The 21,848-nt window shown below is 59.4% G+C and carries 13 protein-coding genes; 1 reads left to right on the top strand and 12 read right to left on the bottom strand.

The features are described from left to right. Nucleotides 1-267 precede the first annotated feature (267 nt). From QWJ34_RS07875 to QWJ34_RS07860, 4 genes are read right to left on the bottom strand one after another with little or no spacing between them, the layout of a single operon-like run. The gene (locus QWJ34_RS07875) at nt 268-1,278 is read right to left on the bottom strand and encodes a pectinesterase family protein (protein ID WP_302726682.1); all 1,011 of its coding nucleotides are present in this window, start codon (nt 1,276-1,278) and stop codon (nt 268-270) included. Next, nucleotides 1,275-2,486 carry a glycoside hydrolase family 88/105 protein gene (locus tag QWJ34_RS07870; RefSeq protein WP_302726680.1) on the bottom strand — a complete coding sequence of 404 codons (1,212 nt, stop codon included), beginning with the start codon at nt 2,484-2,486 and terminating at the stop codon, nt 1,275-1,277. The genes QWJ34_RS07875 and QWJ34_RS07870 overlap by 4 nt, the downstream gene beginning before the upstream one ends. Nucleotides 2,487-2,543: 57 nt before the next feature. Beyond that, the gene (locus QWJ34_RS07865; protein ID WP_302726678.1) at nt 2,544-4,070 is read right to left on the bottom strand and encodes an extracellular solute-binding protein; all 1,527 of its coding nucleotides are present in this window, start codon (nt 4,068-4,070) and stop codon (nt 2,544-2,546) included. 54 nt (nt 4,071-4,124) lie between these two features. Then, a complete protein-coding gene (locus QWJ34_RS07860; RefSeq protein WP_302726738.1) occupies nt 4,125-4,982 on the bottom strand; it encodes an ABC transporter permease in 858 nt (285 codons plus the stop codon). 426 nt (nt 4,983-5,408) lie between these two features. Between QWJ34_RS07860 and QWJ34_RS07855 the strand changes: the two genes are divergently transcribed. Next, nucleotides 5,409-6,308 carry a carbohydrate ABC transporter permease gene (locus QWJ34_RS07855; RefSeq protein ID WP_302726677.1) on the top strand — a complete coding sequence of 300 codons (900 nt, stop codon included), beginning with the start codon at nt 5,409-5,411 and terminating at the stop codon, nt 6,306-6,308. 133 nt (nt 6,309-6,441) lie between these two features. Here QWJ34_RS07855 and QWJ34_RS07850 read toward each other — a convergent pair whose 3' ends face one another. The 8 genes from QWJ34_RS07850 to QWJ34_RS07815 form a co-directional block, all read right to left on the bottom strand. Further along, on the bottom strand, nt 6,442-8,688 hold the full coding sequence (locus QWJ34_RS07850) for an AraC family transcriptional regulator (protein WP_302726675.1): 2,247 nt from the start codon (nt 8,686-8,688) through the stop codon (nt 6,442-6,444). Between the two features lie 162 nt (nt 8,689-8,850). Then, nucleotides 8,851-9,921: a peptide-methionine (S)-S-oxide reductase MsrA gene (gene msrA, locus QWJ34_RS07845; RefSeq protein WP_302726673.1), complete on the bottom strand. Its 1,071-nt coding sequence runs from the start codon at nt 9,919-9,921 to the stop codon at nt 8,851-8,853. Nucleotides 9,922-9,974: 53 nt separating this feature from the next. Beyond that, nucleotides 9,975-10,823 carry a S66 peptidase family protein gene (locus QWJ34_RS07840; protein ID WP_302726671.1) on the bottom strand — a complete coding sequence of 283 codons (849 nt, stop codon included), beginning with the start codon at nt 10,821-10,823 and terminating at the stop codon, nt 9,975-9,977. A 205-nt stretch (nt 10,824-11,028) separates the two neighbouring features. Then, nucleotides 11,029-13,482, bottom strand: coding sequence for an EAL domain-containing protein (locus QWJ34_RS07835; protein WP_302726669.1), 2,454 nt, complete (start codon nt 13,480-13,482; stop codon nt 11,029-11,031). Nucleotides 13,483-13,809: 327 nt separating this feature from the next. Then, entirely contained in the window at nt 13,810-17,781 is a 3,972-nt protein-coding gene (locus tag QWJ34_RS07830) for a dynamin family protein (RefSeq protein WP_302726667.1), read from the bottom strand. Between the two features lie 69 nt (nt 17,782-17,850). Next, the gene (locus QWJ34_RS07825) at nt 17,851-18,108 is read right to left on the bottom strand and encodes an NAD/NADP transhydrogenase alpha subunit (RefSeq protein ID WP_302726736.1); all 258 of its coding nucleotides are present in this window, start codon (nt 18,106-18,108) and stop codon (nt 17,851-17,853) included. Nucleotides 18,109-18,172: 64 nt separating this feature from the next. Then, on the bottom strand, nt 18,173-18,844 hold the full coding sequence (nth, locus tag QWJ34_RS07820) for an endonuclease III (protein WP_302726666.1): 672 nt from the start codon (nt 18,842-18,844) through the stop codon (nt 18,173-18,175). 130 nt (nt 18,845-18,974) lie between these two features. Then, a complete protein-coding gene (locus QWJ34_RS07815) occupies nt 18,975-21,731 on the bottom strand; it encodes an S-layer homology domain-containing protein (protein WP_302726664.1) in 2,757 nt (918 codons plus the stop codon). Between the last annotated feature and the right edge of the window lie 117 nt (nt 21,732-21,848).

Below are 21,848 nucleotides of genomic sequence, written 5' to 3'. Positions count from 1 at the left end.
GGCTTGGCCCCTCCCGCGACCGGACTTTCACCGGCTAGAAAAAGAGTGCTTGGCTGGGCACGCTGCTTCCGATGTGACTTTCTTCGAAAGTCTGTAGCTCCTACACTGAATTTCTCCCTCCGCTGCTTCGCTTTTTTTAAACCCTAGTATTTTTAATACTACTCTGACTTTCTACGAAAGTCTCCAAACATTTATTTACGAAGTGATTTTATTCGAAAGCCTTTGTTTAGGCTATCCAAGCGACTTTCTCTCAAAGTCTTTGCTTCGCTAAACTTCTCGCTCCGCCCCTTCGCTTCGCGCTTTAATCTTGTCCGGATTCCAGTCTTCGCCGAAAATGCTTGCGTTGTCCCATCCTTTCGGGATTTCGGTTTGGCAGAGGGTCCAGGCGGCGCGGTCGGCGGAGTGCTTGGCGGCTTCCTGGCCGTATTCGCGGTAATCGGCGGTGCGTTCGTTGTCGGCGTTATTCCAATTATGCCAGCCTGCCGGATGGATATGGTCGCCGATCCGGCAGTCGATCAGGCAGGTTTGCGCGTACGGGCGCCAGGGGCGGCCGAGGTAGACGGACGCGGCAGGTACGCCGGGATCGGCGGTCAGGTCGCAGCTGCGGAATACGTAGCCGTATTCCCGCTCCTGCGGTGTGGAAGCGGCGGTAATATAGCCGCTTCGCTTGCGGTCGGGAACTACGCTGTGCAGACGGCAGCGGTCGAAGACAGTGGTTGCTCCGCCGAAGATATAATCGACGGTGCCTTCGATCCGGCAGCGGTCGTACAGCTGGCGGTACTGCGCGTGATGTTCGCGGATCGGGATGCCGCCGAACGCGCCGCCGGTCTTGGTGGACGGCGGAAGCGGGCCGGTAAACAGCGTGTCCTGGTGCCCGCGCAGTATGCAGTTTCGGAACACGGCCCGGTCGCAGTGCGCGGCCAGCGCCACCGCCTGGCCAATCGACTCGCCCTGGCCGGCGTCGTTGACGATCGTCAGGTTCTCCAGTTCGAGATCGGCTCCGCCCAGGAACAAAGTCGGCGTCGCGAACGTGCCGATCTCTTCGCCGTCTGCGCCGCGTTCGCGCGCGCAGCGGTTCATGACGATCGTTACTGCTCCAATCCCGACCATCCGCAAATTTGAACGGTAGATTCGGACCTGCTCGCGGTAAGTGCCGGAAAGTATATACAGAGCGGCCGGTTTCTCCCGCAGGCCTTCCCGCTCCAGCGCATCCACAGCGGATTGGATCGTGACGTAATCGCAGCCGGGCTCAAGGCCGACCCGCTTTGCAACCGTCACGGCGAGAAAGGTTCCTGCGTCCGCTGCGCCGCTATGGACGCCTCTGCTCCGTTTTCCCGCTGATCTTCCCGCGGCTCCGCAAAGCCCCGCAGCTGCTCGTATGCCGCGCAGGCGAGCAGGAACGCGCCCAGTCCTTTCTGATCGTTGGTCACGATCGGTTCGCTGAGATAATACGCATAGCTGCCGTCGCGTTTGTCCGCGCCGCCGAGGCCGGCCACCTGGCAGTTCTTGTTCAGATTGAGCAGTCCTTCGCGCGTTTCCAGCACGAATTCGTCGATCAGCCCGCGGAATGCGCGGTCCAGCGTTTCGCCCCACTCGTCTTCCGGCAGCACGCCGAGCGAGATGCTTTTGGCGATGGCGTAGACGATCATGGACGAAGCCGAAGCTTCCAGGTAATTGCCTTTGCGCTCGCCGCAGTCGACGACCTGATACCACACGCCGGACTCCGCATCCTGATAGTTTCTCAGCGCCGCCAGCGTTTCCGCGAGCATGCGGCGCAGTTCCGGCGCGTCTTCATGCTCCTGCGGCAGCGCCGCCAGCAGCTCCAGCACATCGGCCAGCGCCATCACGAACCAACCGAGCGAACGTCCCCAGTAATGCTCCGACAGCCCGGTGGCCGGGTCGCACCACGGCTGGACTTTACGCTCGTCCCAGGCGTGATGCAGCAGTCCTGTATCCGAATCGCGGGTATGCCGCTCGCACAGTTGAAACTGCCGGATTACGTCTTCGACGCCTTCCCCGTTCCGGTAAATGAGCTGATACTGGAGATAGAACGGCGCTCCCATATACAGCCCGTCCAGCCAGATCTGGTACGGGTAAATCTGTTTGTGCCAGAACGCGCCTTCCGATGTGCGGGGGTGGCGGTCCAGCTGGCTGCGCAGCAGATCGGCCGCCAGGCGGTACTTGTTGTCTCCCGTTTGCTCGTGCAGCAGGAACAGCAGTTTGCCGTTGTTGATATGATCGATATTGTATTCCTCCGGCTCATAACCGATAATACCGCCGCCGTCTTGGATGAAGCGGTCCATCTGCCGGCGGATATAGCGCAGGTAACGATCATCTCCGCTGCGCCGCCACAGCGCCTCGAAGCCTTTGAGCACCACGCCGTAATCGTAAGACCATTTGCCGCCGTAGCCTTTGTCTTCGCATAGAAGCGGCGTGCGCCGCATGATCGATTCAGCCATGCGTTCGCTCCAGTTTAACGTTGTCATTTCGACCTCCCGTGTGACCATTTTTGCGACATCCAGGGTTAAAAGAACTCTGTCGATTTACGATTGATTCGCTTTGTACGCCGCTTCGTATTCGGAGATGATGCTGTCGCCGCCGGATTTGCGCCAGTTCTTGACCGCCGATTTGAAGCCCGCTTCGTCGATCTCGCCCAGGATATACTTATAGGTGGCGTCGACGACAATTTTTTGCAGCTCCGAGCCCTGGGTATTGTACGTTTCCGATTCCAGCGAGTAAGCCGGATTAAGCACCGCATAGTTGGCGTTCTCGGCAATCAGCTTGTCGGATTCCTGCTTCAGCGGGTCGGCGTCGTGGATCGGATAGCCGCTTTCTTTCGGACGGCTGGCCGCGAACGGCTGCACTTCCTGCTGCCAGAGATCGGTGTTGGTAATCGTGGCCGCGTCCTGGTCGTCGACCGTGTAGTGCGTGCCTTCGATGCCGTAAGTCATCAGCGCATACGCATCTTCGTCCATCAGGTCGTTGACGAATTTCAGCACCCGCTTGAGTTCGGCTTCGTCTTTCACTTCGGATCTCGGAAAAGCCAGCAGTCCGCCGATCCCGTTGTTGGCCGCCCAGATGGCGCGTTCGCTTTCGTCGCCGTTTTGCGTAATATCGTTGACCAGCGCAAGTTCCATGTTATCCTGGATGCCTTTGGCCATATTGAGGAGATTTTTGCTGTCGAAGATCGCGCCTACATAGATGCCGGCTTTGCCCTGCGCGAATTTCTGCTGCTGGTCCGTTTTGGCGGTGACGGCGAAGTCTTTGTTGATATAGCCGTTCTCGTACAGTTCCTTCATATAATTCATGGTGGAGATATACGAATCGGTCATAAACTCGGGCGTCATCTTGCCGTCGTCGCTTACCGCCCAGTTGTTCGGGGTGCCGAAGTACGAACTCAGCGTTTTGAACGCGCCGTAGATCAGATCGCTGCGGTCCACGAAGCCGGTCGTATCCCGCTTGCCGTTGCCGTCCGGATCGTCTTCGGTAAACGCCCGCGCCACTTCCATGAGTTCGTCCGTCGTATGCGGCGTTTCGAGCCCCAGCTTGTCGAGCCAGTCTTTACGGATCGTTATGCCGTTGCGGGCCAGGTCTTTTTGAAAAGGAACGCCGTACAGCTTGCCGTCGATCGAAGCCGATCTGCGGGTGTCTTCGGAAATCTTCGCCAGGTTCGGATAATCGTTCAGATACGGTTCCACTTCCCAGAACAGTCCGGACTTGAGCGAGTTGCGTACCGACGAGTTGTCGAGCAGCGTCAGCGTGACGATATCGGCGAGCGAATCGGACGCCAGCGCCGTGTTGATCCGTTCTTCTTTGGACGCGTCCGGAATCCAGGAGAACTGGATATCGGCGTTGGTTTTCTCTTCGAGTTTGTTCAGTACGGTATCGGTCGGCGGTGACGCGGTGTGCAGAATATTCAGCCAGGTAATATTGGCTTTGGCGTTCTCGTCGTACGGCTGATCCGAAGCGGCCTGCTTGCCGCTGTTGCCGCAGGCGCCCAGCAGCAGGAACGTGGTGCAGAGCAGAGCGGCCGCGGCTTTACGGGCGTTTCTCGAAACCGATTGGTTCATGTGATTACCCCTTTTCTATTCGTAATGGGCGAAGCTCGATACAATGCCAAACGCTCAATACACGCCGTCTTCCCCGAATTTCTTGGCGAGCCGGTTGGACAGCATGACCAGGATCAGCCCAACCACGCCTTTAAACAGGCCGACCGTGGTACTGTAGCTGAGCTGGCCGTTCTTGAGCCCGGCGGTATAGATATAGGTATCGAAAATCTCCGCGACTTCGCGGTTCAAGGAATTGAGCAGCAGATACATATGCTCGAAGCCCAGGTCCAGCGTGCTGCCGATCTTCAGGATCAGCAGCGTAATAATGACCGGGCGGATCGCCGGCAGCGTCACGTGCCAGGTCTTGCGCAGCCGGCTCGCTCCGTCCATCTCGGCCGCTTCGTACAGCTGGGTATCGACGACCGTGATCGCGGCCAGGTAGATGATGGTGGACCAGCCGAGTTCTTTCCAGATAATCTGCCCGATATAGACGGTGCGCAGCCACTCCGACGAAGTGAGGAAGCCGATCTTGGACAGTCCCAGCGCCGCCAGCAGCTCGTTGACCACGCCCCCGTCGACCGTCAGGAAGACGTAGGTGATCGATACGATAATGACCCAAGACATGAAATGCGGAATATAAATGAGGGTCTGGATCGAATTTTTGAAAAACTTGTGCCGCACTTCGTTCAGCATCAGCGCAAGGATGATCGGCAGCGGGAAAAAGAACACGATATTCATCCCGAACAGGATCAGCGTATTGCGCAGCAGCATAAAAAAAGTCGGCTCCGTGAACAATCGGACGAAATGCTTGAGCCCGACCCACGGACTGCCCATGATGCCCTGGTACGGCTGATAATCCTGGAACGCGATCACCAGTCCGCCCATCGGAAAATACTTGAATACGACGAAGTACAAAAAGCCCGGCAGGATCATTAAATAAAGCAGCTTGTGTTTGCGTATCCCGTGGCGCCGCTTGCGCACCGCCTGACGATCGAGCTTCACCAGATACGCGTCGGACACGTTCACCGGCTTGGCCATCCTGGACCACCCCCGCTCTCCCTATGAATTCCGATTACGTTCCCAGCGTAACCGCGAGGCGGCATTCCGTATATAATCATCACATGATAACGCTTGCAAAACCGCGTTGTTACGGCGGTTTCACGCTTCGAACCGCGTCTGATGATTACCGCCTCAGCTGATGATTATCCCGTAAACCGCCTCTTCGGCAGCCATCATCTCAGCCGGGGATTATATACGGAACGAGCAGCCGCTGGTATCGTGAAAGTAGAGCCCCGCGCGCCCCGGAACGCTTTTCAAACGGGATGCGCACAGCCTATTTTCTCAAGGAGGTCCAGAACTATGGTCCAGGTCACGGAACGTTCACCCGCCCGCCGCAGGCAGTCCGCAGGCAGCCTCGTGTTCAATATCGTCAACTATTCACTGCTGACCCTGATCGCGCTGATCTGCGTGGTTCCGTTCGTCAACGTTATCGCCAGCTCGTTCGCTTCGACCCAGGAAGTCGTTTCCAAGAGTTTTATCCTTTTCCCGAGCACCTTCTCGCTGGACGCTTACCGCTACATTCTGTCCACGCCGACGATCTTCAAAGGACTGGGCGTATCGGTTGGCGTCACGCTCATGGGCACGTTCGTCAGCATGGCGCTCACTTCGCTGATGGCGTACGGGCTGTCGCGCAAATATTTGTACGGGCGCAACTTCATCAACTTTATCGTGGTGTTCTCGATGCTGTTCAGCGGCGGGATGATCCCGACGTTCCTTGTGGTCAAAAGCGTCGGCCTGATCGATTCCTACTGGTCGCTGATCCTGCCGGTAGCCGTAAACGCGTTCAACCTCATTATTATGCGCAACTTCTTCCAGGCGCTGCCCGACGAGCTGGAGGAATCGGCCAAGATCGACGGCAGCAACGACCTGGGCATCTTTTTCAAAATTATGCTGCCGCTCGCGCTGCCTTCGATCGCGACCATCTCGCTGTTCTACGCCGTTACCTACTGGAACACGTATATGACCGCGATCCTGTATCTGAACGACTCCGTCAAATGGCCGATCCAGGTGCTGCTGCGTCAGATCGTCATCGTCTCGAGCGGCATGCAGGCGGAAGGCACCTCGGTCGACGTCATCCCGCCGGCCCAGACGATCAAGATGGCCGTTATCGTCGTCGCCACCGTCCCGATGCTGATCGCGTATCCGTTCGTGCAGAAGCACTTTACCAAAGGCGCGCTGCTGGGAGCGGTCAAAGGCTGAACGTTCGAATCCGTTTTCGAAAAAGCGGTTTGCCGCTCCGCTTCCGGTCCGCAGAAAGCCCCGTTCTCCGCTCGTTTGCGGAAGACGGGGCTTTCTGCCGCCTTATTTCGATCCGCGAACCGCGGGCCTCTTATTACATCTGCTGACGCAGCTTGCGGTACACGCCCGGCGTCACCTGCTCTTTTTTGCGGAAGGAACGGATAAAGTTTTGCGGGTTATGGTACTGCAGGCGTTCGGCGATTTCTTTGACGGTCTGGTCGGTCTCGGTCAGCCACTTTTTTGCCATCTCCAGCCGATAGCCCATCAGATAGTCGCTGAACGTCACGCCGAATTCTTTTTTGAAAATGCTGCTCAGATAATTCGGATTGTAGTGCAAACGCTCGCCGATCGACTCCAGCGACAGCTCGCGGTCGTATTCGCTGCGCACGATCTCGGCGACGGTCTGCGACAAACAGCGGAACTGCTGGTTGGTCTTCTCTTTCATGCTGCGCACCATCGGGAAAATGACCTGTTCCACCAGAATCCGCTCCACTTCCTCGGGATTGCGGATGCCGAGCAGACGATGGTACAGTTCGTGATTGTGCGCTGTCAGCAGCACTTCGATGCCGAGCATCTGCTCCAGCTGGATCAAATTGTTCACCAGACGAATCAGCATGACTTCCAGATTCATCGAACTGCGGCTTTTCTTCATAAACTCGGCCAGCAGCGGATACAGCGCGGCCGACACCTGCTCTTCGTCGCCCAGCCTTATGGCATCGAACAGCCGGGATTCCAGTTCCGCCGGATAGCGAAGCGTGAGCGCGCCCGAGACCACGTCCGCGATGTCCTCGTAGAAAATAATCGATTCTTTGCCGAGATTCAGCCGCTGATGCAGCGCCTGCTTGCCCATTTCGCACGCTTCCTTGCTTTTGAGCAGTTCGGAGTAGCCGGGGCTGAGCCCGACGCTGACGGACAGCTGCAGGTATTCTTTGACCGTACGGATCATGGTTTTGGCGTATTCCAGCGTTTGCCTGCGGATCTCCGGCTCGTCGGCCGCGCTGTCGAACGTCAGGATGACGGCCTGCGTATCGTCGTTCAGGATCACGGGCAGCATGCGCCGCTTCGCCGGCACGATCTCTTCGGCGATCTTGTTCACGGCGAGCAGCAGCACGTCGCGGTCGGCCGGCTCCCGCTTGCCCACATTGTCGAGCTGGACGAGCATCGTGACATAATGCTGCGGCTGCCGGTCCGAATAGCCGAGCCGTTCGAGCTGCCGCCCCAGCTCCGAGGCCGAGATCCGGTTGCGGAACAGATTGAGCACGAACTGCGTTTCCAACTGCGGCTGCTCCGCTTCGATCAGGCTTTCCAGGCTGCGCTTTTCGCTCAGGATGCGGTTGATCGACGAGAGAATCCATTCGATCTCGTTCTTGGCGTTCAGCGAGGCGGAAGCCGGCAGGCTGCGGGTGATCTGGCGGATCGGCTTGGTAAAATGGGCGGCGGTCACGTACGCGACGATGCCGATCAGCAGAATCAGCGCCAGTTCCATCGCAACCAGGCCGAACCGCGTCGTGTTCAAAGCGCCGGCGATCTCCCGCTGGTCCAGCACCGTAAAGTACGTCCAGTTGTTATAGGCCGACCGCGAATAGATCAGCTGCACGCCGGAGCGGCCTTCCGGCCGGACCGTAATCATCCCTGCGCTTCGCCCGTCGCCCGCCGACTCCACCGCCTGCTTGAGCTGCGCCGCGCTCAGCAGCGCGCTTCCGGCCTGCGTGTCGTACATCAGATCGCCCTGCTTGTTGGCGATAAACACGCGGGTCCGGCCGTCGCTGCGGATCGTCCGGTCCAGCGTGCCGAGCGAAATATCCGACAGCGCGATCGCCTGCTTGCGCGAAGAAAAAGCCGGCAGCGTGTTGACGAAGCGGATGCCGTTGTCCGTTTTGATCCAGAACAGCCCTTTGTCCTGGCCTTCGACATACTGCTTATGCAGACTTTCGCGCTCGTCGTCGCTCAAGTAAGACAGCGTTCCGCTTGCGATCCGCCAGTTCTGATTCAGGCTGATCAGGGTATATTCGGCGCCTTCGAGCCCCATCGTCGCGATATAATTCAGCTGCGAATTAACGTCCCGGTAGGCGACAAAGTCCCGCTCGGTAATCGGATGGTTCACTACGTCGGTAAAAGAGCTGGTCGTGCTGTATGTATTGAAAGCGTATTCAATAGTGCGTATTTTCTGCTCCAGGTTATTCTTGATCTGGGTGATATAATTCTGCTTCTCGCCCGATACGCTGCCGATTACGGAGTGCACGGTTTGAACATAGATGTAGACCCCGAAACTGACGGCCAGCCCCATGCCCAGCAGCAGGATCGGGATAAACGTTTTGTAAAACATCTTTCCTTTTCTCATTATGCTCCTCCAGCCCATATGTCTTTACGGCTCATTATAACGCTTTCGGAGTCTTTCTGTTAAGACTTGTTTTCAAATTATCCACATAAAGTAAATAAATTTACAGGACGGATTCGGGGATGTCGGAGCTCGCGGAACCCGGCTGGCGCAAAATAAAAAGCTTTAGTCTTCATCCGGGATGAAGACCAAAGCCGCGGAATTGACCCGGTAATGCAGCCGGTCTTCGCCCGGGCCGTCGTAGAGCAGATAGCCGAGCCGGATGCCGGTCAGGCGGCTGATCAGCGCGGTCCGCACTTCCCCGCCGTTCAGGTCGGCTTCGCGGCGCACCAGGCGGGTACGGGCAATGCGCGAGAAAGCGGGCCAGCCGTCTCCGGCATCGTACTTGTCCGCGGAATCGAACAGCGTATCGCCGCTCAACCGGTCCGTATAGATCCCGGAGCGCTGTTCGTTCCACAGGGCATTGTCGTAAGCGGGCTCCATCTCGCCCCCGAACATCGCCGCAAATTCGGTTTCGGTCAGTTCGCGGCGCAGCCGCTCCCGGTCCGCGTCGGTATCCCAGTGCCGGCCGAGAAACTGCTCCCGGCCAGAGTGCTGCCGGTACAGGCGGTAATGGCCGTAGCTGCGCTTGTAGTAATCCTGATGTTCGTCTTCCGCCGGATAGAACGGGCCCGCGTCGACGATCTCCGTGACGATCTTTTGCTTGAAGCGCCCGCTGCGTTCCAACTCCCGTCTGGAAGCTTCCGCTTCCCGCCGCTGACGCTCGTTATGCACGAAGATCGCCGGCCGGTAAGAAGCGCCGCGGTCCCGGAACTGCCCTTCCGCGTCGGTCGGGTCGATCTGGCGCCAGAACAGTTCGAGCAGCCGGCTGTACGGGAACACGGACGGATCGAATGTAATCCGCACCGCTTCCGCGTGCCCCGTCGTCTCGCGGCCCACTTCTTCGTAAGTCGGATTCTCGGTATGTCCGCCGGTATAGCCCGACACGATCGAGAGAATGCCCGGCAGTTCGTCGAACGGGGACACCATGCACCAGAAGCAGCCTCCGGCGAACGTCGCCGTCTCGAAAGCCGGACCGGGAGACGGCTGACGCGAAGAAGCTTCCGCATCCGGTTTGGGCGCGCGGATTGCGGTATCGGAAGACGGGGGCATACCCGCACCGGACTGCGCGCGATCACGGCCGTGTCCTATTTTCCCGACCTTTATTTTCTTGAATAAGTCTCTGCCGATCCGCATCCGGTTCCTCCTTGTGCTGCTTGTTCGATCCCTGCGCTTCGTTATCTCCCTATTTAACCGATTACGACGCATTTGGCGTCTTCGCCGTGTCCGATCCGCCCCGATTTGACGATCGGAATGCCTCGCTCGCGGGTCAGTTCCAGCAGATAGTCCCGCACGATTTCGAACTCGCCGCTGCTTTCCAGCTCCGTGAAAGTGCCGAGCAGCAGCCCGGAGCAGCGTTCCAGCACCCCGGTCTGCGCAAGCTGCGCCAGCAGCGAAACGATCCGGTTCGCGCGGCCGCCCAGCGACTCCAGTAGCAGCACTTTGCCGGCTGCGTCCGGCCAGTAAGGCGTGCCCGCAAGCTTGAGAAAGCAGCGCAGATTGCCGCCGATCACATCGCCGTCCAGGTCTTCGCCCCGGAGAAATTCGAAATCGAAATTGTACAGATCCGGCAGCCCTTCGAAGAAGGTCCGGTAAAATTCCTCCCGCTGCCTCTCGCCGTAAGAGCCGTCCAGGTTCATGGCGCGATAATGATAGGTGCGGATTCGGCTGCGCAGCGACACCGCGTTCAGCACCGCCGACAGATCGCTGAGCCCAAACAGCGGCTTGGACGATGAAGCGATCGCCGCATAGTCGAGCAGCGGCAGAATCTGGTTCGCCGAGTCTCCGCCCGAAATATCGAAGATCGCCCGAATAGCGGGATCGGCAAACAAACGATTCAATTCGCCGGCTCTTTCCCGCGGCGTTCCGCTGAACGGGCCGGTTTGACACATCAGCGTGCGGGCTTCCGCCACGTTCAGCCCGAAGCCGCGCAGATGTCCGGACAGCGCGTCGATCCGGGAACGGTCCTGCGGCGGGACTCCGTCCGAACAGGCGATCAGGGCGACGGAATCGCCCGGTTGGAAAATGAATGTATTCATGGGGCCCCTCCTTTTTCTTTATTATGGCATACTCTGCTCCGATTTCGTATGATCGTGCGATAGCCGATGTTTTCTATTATGAATTTTTCATTATATTAATTTATTTTTATATATGGTTTATTGAGGCTGTCCGCTTAAAATACGCCGCAAAAAAAAGCTTCGATGCCGCCTTCTGGCGGACACCGAAGCTCCAATCGAACGAATCTTACATACTGCTTTCCGCGCGGCGCGTCTGCAGCGGAGTATGGTGGATCTTGCTCACCTGTTCCGGCGGGAGCGGACGGCTGTAGTAGAAGCCCTGCACATTGTAGCATTGAAGCTCCTGCAGCAGCGCAACCTGCTCTTTCGTCTCGACGCCTTCCGCGATGATCTTGAGTCCCAGCTGCTTGGCCATCGAGATAATCATCTCGGCGATCGCTTTGCTGTCTTTGTCCGTCGTGATCTTGTTGATGAACGAACGGTCGATCTTCAGGCAGTTGATCGGCAGGCTGTGCAGATAACTGAGCGAGCTGTAGCCGGTGCCGAAGTCGTCCATCGAAACGGAAATGCCCGCTCCTTTGAGCTTGTCCAGAATTTCGATAACGTGCTCTTCGTTGTGCATCATGGCGCTTTCCGTAATTTCCAGTTCCAGCAGCGCGGGATCGAACCCGGTTTCTTCGAGGGTCTGGATAATCGATTCGTAAATATCCGGCTTCATCAGATGCACCTGCGAGATATTGACCGCCATCGGCAGCGGACGGCCGCCGTCTTCGTCCTGCCACCGTTTGGCCTGCAAGCACGCGGTGCGCAGCACCCACTGCTCGACCTGGACGATCATGCCCGTCTTCTCCGCCAGCGGGATAAACTTGAGCGGCGAAATCTCGCCGTGCGCCGGATGATTCCAGCGGATCAGCGCCTCGTACCCGATGCGTTCTCCGCTGCGGATATCGAATTTGGGCTGGTACAGCAGCCGCAGCTGATCCAGCTCGATCGCGTGTTCCAGATCCTGCTCCAGCTGGATCTCCTCCATGCTGGTGCGGTCGCTGGCCGCGTCGTAGAAGCGGTACTGCGAGCTGCCGTTCTGCTTGGCGTCGTACATGGCGGCGTCGGCGTGCTTGGTCAGCAGGTCGCTCGACAGCCCGTCTTCGGGAAAGCGCGCCACGCCCACGGAAGCCGAGAGCTTCACCGTATGCTTGTCGATCGGAAAAGGATGCGTAAAGCGTTCCACGATCCGTCCGGCCAGTTCTTCCACATCCGGTTTATGATGCACGCCCGGCAGGATAACCGTAAATTCGTCGCCGCCCATCCGCGCAAGGAACGAGGTCGGCGGCAGACATTCCTTGATCATGCGTCCCGCCTGCTTGATGACCAGATCGCCGAACGCATGGCCGAAAAAGTCGTTGACGCGCTTGAAGCGGTCCATATCGACGAACAGCAGCGTGAACGGCTCCGGTTTCTTGTCCCCGTAATTGGCGAACCGTTCCAGCGTGACTTCGAACGAACGGCGGTTGGCCAGTCCGGTCAGCTCGTCGTGATAAGCCAGATGGCGGATCGTTTCCTGGTCGCGTTTGCGCTTGGTGATATTCTTGGCGATGCTGTAAGCGCCGACGACCCGGCGGTTAACCACGATCGGCAGCGAAGTCAGCCCGTAGGATACGGTCAGACCGTCGGGGCTTTTGATATCGAGTTCGGTGACGCTCGGTCTGCCTTCCAGCACGATACGGATATGCTCGCTCACGATGCGCCGCTGCTCTCCGGAAAACAGATCGCCGAAGCGCGAGCCGATGATTTTTTTGCCGAATTTCTTCGCGATATTCTCCGCCTGCACGTTCATGCCCGTCACGACCCCGCGCGTATCGAATTCCAGCACGCCGTCCGGATTGTGTTCGTACAGCGAAATATAGTGCTGCTCGCGCTCCTGCATCTTGCGGCTTTGCAGCTTGTCGCGCACATGCACGAAATTGTCGGGCACCGCGATCATGCCGGCCACGATAAGCAGCATCGCGATATACGGAATCAGATACGCATAGCCTCTTCCGATCTCGCCCACGGCGTCGTACAGTTCAAGCGGCATCACGGACAGCACGCACAGGATCGGAATGCCGAACAGCGCAAGACCGCACAGAACAAGGCCCGGGATCGTCATTTTCGAATGCAGCCCCTGTTCGCGATTGCGGTTGGACAGCGCGAACAGGCGGATCAGGGCGAAGCCGGCACAAAAAACAAGCGCGGTCGTCATCAGCACCAGTTCCGGGTTCCAGACGACCTGATCGCGGAACAGGAACACAATATTGGCGTAATCGAAGATCAGAACGGTGAACGAAACGGCAAAGCCGGCCAGGAAAAACTTCGTCGGATCGTTCCACGGAACAACGGCGTAATGCAGCGATACGTAGATGGCGGCAAAACACCCGGCTACCATCAGAATCAGATAAATCGCATAGTAATCGTTGTTCACCGGAATCTCCAGCGAAAGCGGAGCCAGAATATGGTCGGCGGCGAAAGCGATCGTGCCGATCAGCACGACGATCCGCTGCCTGCGCTTGACGCGATCGGTGCGCAGCGACGATTCGGACCACGAAGCGCCGTATAGAATCGCCGCGCAGCCCAGAATCGCCCCCAGCAGCGCTATCGCCAGATAGATGCCGTTTAAAGAAAGTATTTCTAAGATGTCCTTCATTGTTTTCTCTCCCGCCTGTATATCCTGGGATTGAAACGCGCGTTTGCCGCGCCGCTTCAAACCGACTCGATTATGCTTGCCGCTTTTTACAAATTCAGCCGCTATTTTTTAGTTAGTCTTCATTTTGGTCAATCTTTATTCTAGCAGGTGTAAGCCTTTCTTCATACAAGTTACCCAGCAATATGAGACCTGAAACTCATTTTATTTGCGCAAAAAAAGCATGAAAAAGCAAGTTAAATCCTGCTCATCCATGCTATTTACAATTAAAGTTTTTATTTGCCAGAAGTGTTTTCTAACAACCGAGACTTTTATACCGGTCGCTTGGCGTCAGTCCGTGCGGCCGGCAAACACGGCGGCCAGCTCCGCTTGCGTACGCGCCCAGAGCTGCGTATCCGGCGCGTCCGACAGCGACAGCCGGGTGCCTTCGGCCAGTTCTTCCGCGCGGCGCAGCAGCGCTTCCGTCTTCTGACGCAGCTTGTCCGCAAGCTGCCGGCCGTAGGCCGCTTCGAATTCCGGCAAACGGCCTTCCGTCACGCTCTGCAGCGCTTCGCGGAAAGAAACCAGCGCCGCTTCCCGTACCCGGTCTCTTCCTTTTTGCTCGAAGAAAGCTTTCGGGTTCTTGAACATCGGCCACAAGGAATTCCAGTCCACCGCTCCGCCGAGCTGCACCTCGGACACTTCGGGCGTTTGCCAGGTTCCGGCGTCTTCCCGCTCCAGCGCGTCGAACGGAGCGCCGAGCTCCGCCAGCGCGCTCAGCAGCCCGTTTACTTCTTCCGTCAGCATTCGTTCGCCGGCGCGTTCGATCCGAAGACCGGTGGCCAGCAGTTCGTTCTCGGTCTCGCGCGCGATCATGCGGGACAGCTCGCGCCCGCAGGCCAGGAAAGAAGCTTTGAGGTCGCCGCCGCCCGTATGCAGCAGCGCCGGATTGAAACTTTCCGCAAACCAGACGCTGAAGCGAAGCTCGATCCGCTGCCGCACATGGAACAGCAGCTCGCGGATCTCGCGAATCAGTTCCGGCATCTTGTCGGCTCCGCCCGCTTCGCGCAGCAGACCGGCGGCTTTCGCCAGCGAACGTTCGAGTTCTTCCCGGCGCAGGGCGCGCGCTTCTTCGCCCCGGTCGGCTTCCTCGATCCATTCGCGCAGACGCTGCGCCGCCGCCTCGATCTCGCGGTCGGCCGACTGGGCGGCAAGCCCGGCCAGCTCCTCGGCCGCGAAGTGCATCAGTTCGCGCTCGAAATCCGCGAACCGGTCGAGTCCCGCCGCAATCGGCGCCGGGCCTCCGTTATGGAGAGCGGCGGCGGAACCGGCCGGGTTCGAACCAGCCGGCGCGACGGCTGCGCCGCCGGACAAAGCGGCCTGCCGCTTGTCCCGCAGCGCCTGGAGACTGGACACGGGATAAATACGCGGATTCAGGATGCCTTCGCCGCGCAGCCGCTCTTCCAGATGCCCGGTTACGCCGCCGCATTCTTCCGGCGAATCGGCCAGATCGGCGGCATTGACGATAAAGAACGTCTTGTCGACCGTATCGCTGCCTTTGACGCGGCCGAGCTGCGCCAGAAACTGGCGGTCGGCGCGCGAAAACGCGTGATTGTAATACGTCACGAACACCAGCGCGTCGGCGTTCTTCATATAATCGAACGTGACGCCCGTATGCCGGGCGTGCACGGAATCCGCTCCCGGCGTATCGACCAGCACGATCCCCTGCCGCGTCAGCGGCGAATCGATATACAGGTCGATCCGTTTGACGAAGCAGGCTCGGGTCTCGTCCGCGGCGTACAGCCGGAACTCGTCCGGCCCGGCTGTCAGCTCCGCGCCGAGCAGCGGTTCGGCGCCGTCGTATCCGGCGTCCGCCGCGCGCAGAAAGCCGTAATGCGCGCGGCCGGACGGGTGCACGCGCTCGGGCGTGAGCGCGCGGACTTCTTCCCGCCAGCGGCCGGACGCCGGATCGCCCAGGCCCAGCAGTTCGCAGGCGTCGGCCAGATCGCCGAGCAGCTCTTCCCTCGTCTTCATGACGACGAGGGCCTGGCCGTGCGCGGCGCCGCCTTCGGGCGCCATGATGCGGCTGATCGCCGCGGTCGTCGGATGCGGCGACACCGGCAGGTAATGATCGCCAAGCAGAGCGTTGGCGAACGAAGACTTGCCTGCGCTGAACGCGCCGAACAGCGCCAGCGTAAAGCGCCCGCCGCGCAGCGAGGCTTCGCGCCCGCGCATCGCGCGCACGGCGGAGCCGAACGCCGGCAGCGGCGCAAGCAGCGCGGCGGCGGCCTGCAGCCGGTCCGCCGCCGCGTGCAGAATGCGCAGCCGCCCGGTATCGGCGGCCGGGGCGGCTTCGCCGGCGAGTTCCGCCGGCGCTTCGGCGCTGCCGCTTTCCGGCGCGTCGACGCCGGAAGAATGCCCGGCGGCCGCCAAGCCGCCTTCGCCGCGCGGCGCGCCCGCAGCGGCAGCGGCTGCATCGGCCGCGCCGGCATTCCGCGGCGATTCGGACGCCGCCGGGACGCCGCTTCGCCCGGCGCTGTCCGCTTCGCCCGATTCTGCCCGGCTGCTTCGCGGCGTTTCCGCCGCCGAAATACCGGCAGCCGGCACTTCGCCTCCGGCGTCCGCCGAATACGCCTCTTCCCCGGCGTACAGTTCCGGCAGCCGCAGCTCCGGCAGAGTATCCGCCGGGCCGGCCGCTTCTCTCAGCCGGGCTTCGCGCAGGTCCAGTTCTTCGCGCACTTCGCGCCGGATGCGCGCTTTGGAAGCCAGCGCTTCCGCGGAGCCGATCTCGCGCTCCAACTGCTCCAGCCGCTGCGCGCCTTCCGGTGAGCGGCGCTCAAGCAGGCGGTCGGCGAATTCCAGCGCCGCCCGGCGAAAGCGCGCCAGCGCGTCGGCGCGCAGATCGCCGGAGAAGTTCATGACATATTCCGGCGACAGCCGCGCGCCTTCTTTCAAGCGCGACGAGATCCAGCCGCTTTCCACGCGCGGCAGCGCCTGCTCCAGCTCCCGTTCCGCCGAGGCGTCCCAGCCGCCCAGTTCTCGCCCGAACGCGCGCAGCCGTTCGCGCACATGCACGTCGAGCCCGGCTTCGACCCGCTCGGCGAAATCGCCCGTTACCGTTTCGAGCCGACCGGAACGCTCCTGTTCGGTTTTGCGCTTCGAACCGAACAGCCCGCCGGCTTTAAAGCCCGGCGCCGATGCTTCCAGATAGCCGGCGACGAGATCGCGCAGGGAAGCCGGCATGATCGGAGCGTTGTCCAGCGTTCGATTCAGATCGGACGCCAGCGCTTCGCGCATGATCGCGCCACGGTCGGCGATCTCGCTCCGCTCCCGCTGAAGCGCTTGCAAACTGTCTTCCGCGCCGTGCTCCAGCGCTTCTTCTTCCTCGGACATCGGCGCGGCTTCCGCCGGACGATCCTCCCGTTCGCGCGCGATATGCCGATCGATCAGGTCGGACGCCGCCAGCCGGATGCCGCGCTCCAGCAGTTCTTCCCGGTCGCCCAGCAGGCTGCCGATCAGATTCGTGAGCCGGTTCCAGCCGCCGAGCGGATGCCGCGGATATTTGACGGACAGATACAGTACGCCCGCCGCCCCGATGCGCCAGTCGGCGAAGGTGCGCTCCACGCTTTCCCGATAATCCGCAAAAGACAGTTCTTCTTCGCGATGCTTGTCCACCTGATTGATAATCAGATACAGCGGCTTGCCCAGGTCCGACAAACTTTTGGCGAATGCCAGATTGGTCTCGGATTGAACGTGGTTGTAATCCATCACATAGAACACGATATCCGCCAGATGCAGCGCCGCGTCCGTCGCCGAAGCGTGCGCCGCGTCCGTCGAATCGACGCCCGGCGTATCGAGAAACGCGCCTCCGCCGTCCAGCAGGGGAATTTCGTCCCAGATCTCCACCGTCGCGTACGCTTCGCCGTCTTTGCAGTACACGGCCAGCGTTTCCTGCATGTCTTCCGGATCGAGCACGATCTTGCGTCCGTCCGTATGCGAGGGCGCTTCCGCGGTTCCCGCTTCTTCGTTCGCATGCAGCGTGATTTCCGCGCGCCGCTCTCCGCTGCGGATCACAGCGGCGTTTGCCGTCGTCGGCAGCGGTCCCGACGGCAGGATCGGTCCGCCGCAGAGCGCGTTGATCAGACTCGATTTGCCCGCCGAAAAGTGTCCGAGGAACGCGAGCGTCAATTCCCGGTCGCGCCATTTCTGTTCCAGTTGGCCGATCTTGGCCACGTTTTCCGGATCTCCATATGAAATTAGAGCGGCATTCAGCCGCTCCAATGTCGTGTGCAGATCCCGGGGTGTCATCGTCGTTTCCGCCATATGCTCCTCCAGGTTCGATGCCGATTTATGCTGTCCGCCGCGGCCGAGCTTCGGCCCGGCGGCAGACGATTAAACGGATGGAATAAAGATTTCGAAGATTTTGCCGTGCTGCAGAATCGTAATTCCGCGTTTTTTGTCCCGCATAACCACGACTTCCGGCTTTACTCGCATTTGCTCGATATACTCTTCCGGAATATCGCTGACGGAGCCGACGGTTACGCCTTCGACTTCGGTGTCTTCGTTTTCGGGAATATCGCTGATCAGTACCTGCTCGAAAATATCCGAAAATTTTTCAAACTCGTTGGTGTATACCGTTACGCATCTCATGTTTTCCATTCTGTCCATCCTCTTTTTCATTGAATTTTCAAGCCGCCTCGCGGCGATTCGGCTTTTATCCCGATTTGCGGCTTCTGCGCACCGTCGACGTCTTCATTCTTTTTTTGCCTTCTTTGCAGACGTCGAGCAGCGGACAAACCTGGCAGTTCGGGGACTGCGCCTTGCAGTGATACCGGCCGAAGAAAATCAGACGGTGATGCGTGATCGTCCATTCTTCCTTCGGCACTTTTTTCATCAGCTTTTTCTCGACTTCGAGTACGGAATCGGTTTCCGCAGCCAGCGACAGCCGCTTCGATACCCGCTCCACATGGGTATCGACCGCGATCGCGGGCACGTCGAATGCGTTCGACACGACCACATTCGCCGTTTTGCGTCCGACGCCGGGCAGTTTGACCAGCTCGTCGTGCGCGCTCGGGATCTCGCCTCCGTACTGCTCGAGCAGCAGATGGCAAAGATTTTGAATATGCTTCGCCTTGTTGCGGTACAGTCCGATTCGCCGGATATCCTGTTCCAGTTCCTCGCGCGAAACGGCAACGTAATCGGCCGGCGCATGATACTTTTGAAACAGGTCCTGCGTGACTTTATTGACCGTGGCATCCGTACACTGGGCCGACAGCAGAACCGCAATCGTCAGCTCGAACGCGCTGCGGTGATTCAGTTCGCAGTGCGCGTCCGGGTACATGCCGGCAATCGTATCCAGAATATGTCTGACTTTCGGATTCGTCATGGCTCCAATCCTTTTCCGCGCTTCCGAGGGAGAGAACAAAGTTCCGATTCCAAAGACAAACCGGCCGGCGCGAACGGTAGCGTTCGCGCCGAGCCGGCCTGGCCGTACCTGGCAGCCTGTGGAGACGGATCTATGGTTTCTCGAGCTCGTATACGACGTTGTTGTTCAAATACAATACAATTTTATCATCTCCGGCGAGCGATTGCACGTTGATATTCGTCGTTCCTTGATGAATCCAGGCTTCCGGAGACACCTGGAACATATAATTTTCCGACGAACCCGCCGCGCGCTTGACGTAGAGCGTTTGCGAAGAAGCATCGTATTTCCAGAAATTCCGGCTCAGCGTCGTAAATAAAGTCAGGGAAGCGCCGCCGTCCGGCTGCACGACCGCCTGGACGTGGTCGCCGGCTCTCAGGACGGAGAACCCGGACAGGGTTGAACCGTTTTGGACCACGTTCAGCGCCGCGTTCGCGCCGGAATACATGCGGGTCGCTCCCGCGGACGTTTGGATCGTGACTGTTTTGCCGGTCGTATCGACATTCAGGACCGTTCCCTTCACGCTGTCGGACAGCCGGACTTTCGATGCGTCGGCTCCGCCAAACGTAACGTCGACCAGATTGCCGACTGCAAGTCCCGCGTATCCGATCGCCGCTCCCTGCGCGTTGACGATCGCGGAATTCTCGACGTACAGGCTGGACGAGGTTCCGTTCAGCTCCACCGTCAAACGATTGGTCGACGGAGACAGATTCGTCACTTTGAACTGCTTCGTGGTTTGCACCGCCACCGATTGCAGCAGCATGCGGTCCGTGTACAGCGAAGCCGTTACCCGATCGCCGGCTTTGACGTCGGACAAAACGGCGGTATTGATGCCGTACACCTGGACGTACACTCCGGTATAGCTGAACGGCAGTTTGACGAGCGAACCGTCGTCCAGCTTCAATGTCAGCACCGAAGTCGCGTTGTTGATCGAATCGACCGTGCCTTCGTATTTGTAGACGACTTCGAGCGACAGCAGCCGGCTGCCCACGCCCGTCAGGTTGACCTGACGGCCTTTGATCAGCTGCGACTCCAGGCCTTTAAGCGTCGTCGATGCCGCATTGTAGACAAGGCGGGTACTGCCGTCGACGGTGAACGCGTACGGTTTGCCGCTCGCGTCGATCACGGCCAGCACGCCGGTCGCCGCGTCGTAAGAGCTGACCGTCACATGGGACAGCTGGGTCGCTTCGCGGTTCTTGACGACGATTCGCGTAACTTCGCCGCTTGCGTTCAGCGTCAGTTCCACCCGGTCGCCCTGGGCTTTGTCCGCAATCAGATCGGACAGCGCCGCGTTCTTGCCCGCCACCACGACGATCGCTTTATCCGACAGCAGCTTGACCTCCAGCGCGCCCGAATCGGTCTTGTACGTAACGGTGGAGCCGTCGGCCGCTTTTTGATACAGCGAAGCCGTGATCGTGCGCTCTACGCTCTCCGTCACTTCGATCGTGCGGACCGTATTGTTTTCAATCGTATAACGGACTTTGCTGCCCGCTTTGAGATCCGCCGCCGACAGGATTTCGCTCTGATATCGGATGATCGAGGAGGAATCGAGCTTGTACTGTTCGCTTTGTCCCGTCGATCCGACGAATGTCACGGTGCCGGAAGCCGCGTCCGTGCCCGTTACCGTTCCGGTGTCGGTCTTGCTCACGTTGCCGGACATGACCTGAACGGCCAGGATCTTATGCTGGCCCGAATACGTTTCTCGCAGCAGCGACAGCCGGCTTCCGGCCGCAAGCTTCAGGGGGTCGATTGTACCGCCGTTTTGGTCCGTGAACGAAACCGATGCGTCGTACGCGTACGGGTCGTAGCCGTTGTCGGTCGCCAGCCACAGCGTGTTTCCGCCCGTCGTGCGCGCAAATTCCCCGCCGATCGTTTCGACCTGCGCCTGCGGATCGACGATTTCGATATAGCCGGCTCTGCCGCCCGCTCCCGCCGCCATCACTTTGGTATACAGCTTGAGCTCCGAAGCCGAGGTTCTTTTGTCGGAAGCGGAAGTAAAGTATCCCGTCCCCGCGTCGAGCGAGTAAGACAGGCTGCGCCCGTCCGCGTACAGCGTAACGGAGTTCGGCGTCAGCGCCGTTACGATCCCGGTCGCCGCTCCGTCGTATGCAGGCGTGATATAGCTTTCGGCCTGGCTGAAAAAGGTCGCCATCTGGGCGCGCGTTACAAGACCGACGGGATTGAACTTGTTGTTCGCCATCCCGTGAGCGATTCCGAGCTTGACCGCCGTGCTGACATAGCCCAGATTGCTTTTGGAGATCGAATCATTATCCGCAAAAGACGTGGCCGACGAGCTCAGCAGCGCTTCGCTTTCTTTGCCGATCGCCCGCACGATCAGCTTGGTCACCCATTCGCGGCTCGCCGGCTGCGCGCCCCACGATTTGCCGTCGACGTCGCTCTCCTCCGTGGATTTGATCAGTCCTTTATCCAGCGCCAGATCGACATACGGTTTAAAATAAGCGCTGACGGTCAACCCGTCCGGCAGAACGGCCGTATCGGCGCTGCCTAATTCTTTCTCCGCGCCGCTGAACCGGATCGCCATCGTGATCGCTTCCTGGCGGGTGATATTGTCCGAGGGTTTGAATTTGCCGCTTTGCCCCAGCACGATTCCCTGCGAAGCCAGCTTATAGATATGTTTCTCCGCCCAGTGGCCGGCAGCCACGTCGCCGAACGCCGAAGCGCCGGCTGCCGTTACAGCCGCCGTTGTCGTTCCCGCCGGTTCGGCCGCCAGAGCAAACGAGCCCCCGCTCGCGCCCATGACAACGGCCAGCACGGCCGGCACCACCGGATTCACCTTGCGTTTATCGGATTGGCCGGACGACTGCCGACGGTTGGTTTTGAACTTCTTCATGCTTTTTCCCCTTCCCCACATTAAACAGCGATTTAGCTTAAAACAATAAATTCGCCGCCGGCGTATAACTTTCCTGCCGGCGGCGAATGTATGAAAGAATTGTAATGTTTGATGCGT

It is taken from the genome of Saccharibacillus sp. CPCC 101409, from assembly GCF_030518235.1.
In the GTDB taxonomy this organism is placed as follows: Bacteria; Bacillota; Bacilli; order Paenibacillales; family Paenibacillaceae; genus Saccharibacillus.
Note: the sequence above shows the minus strand (reverse complement) of the source record. Positions and strands in the feature narration are given on the sequence as shown.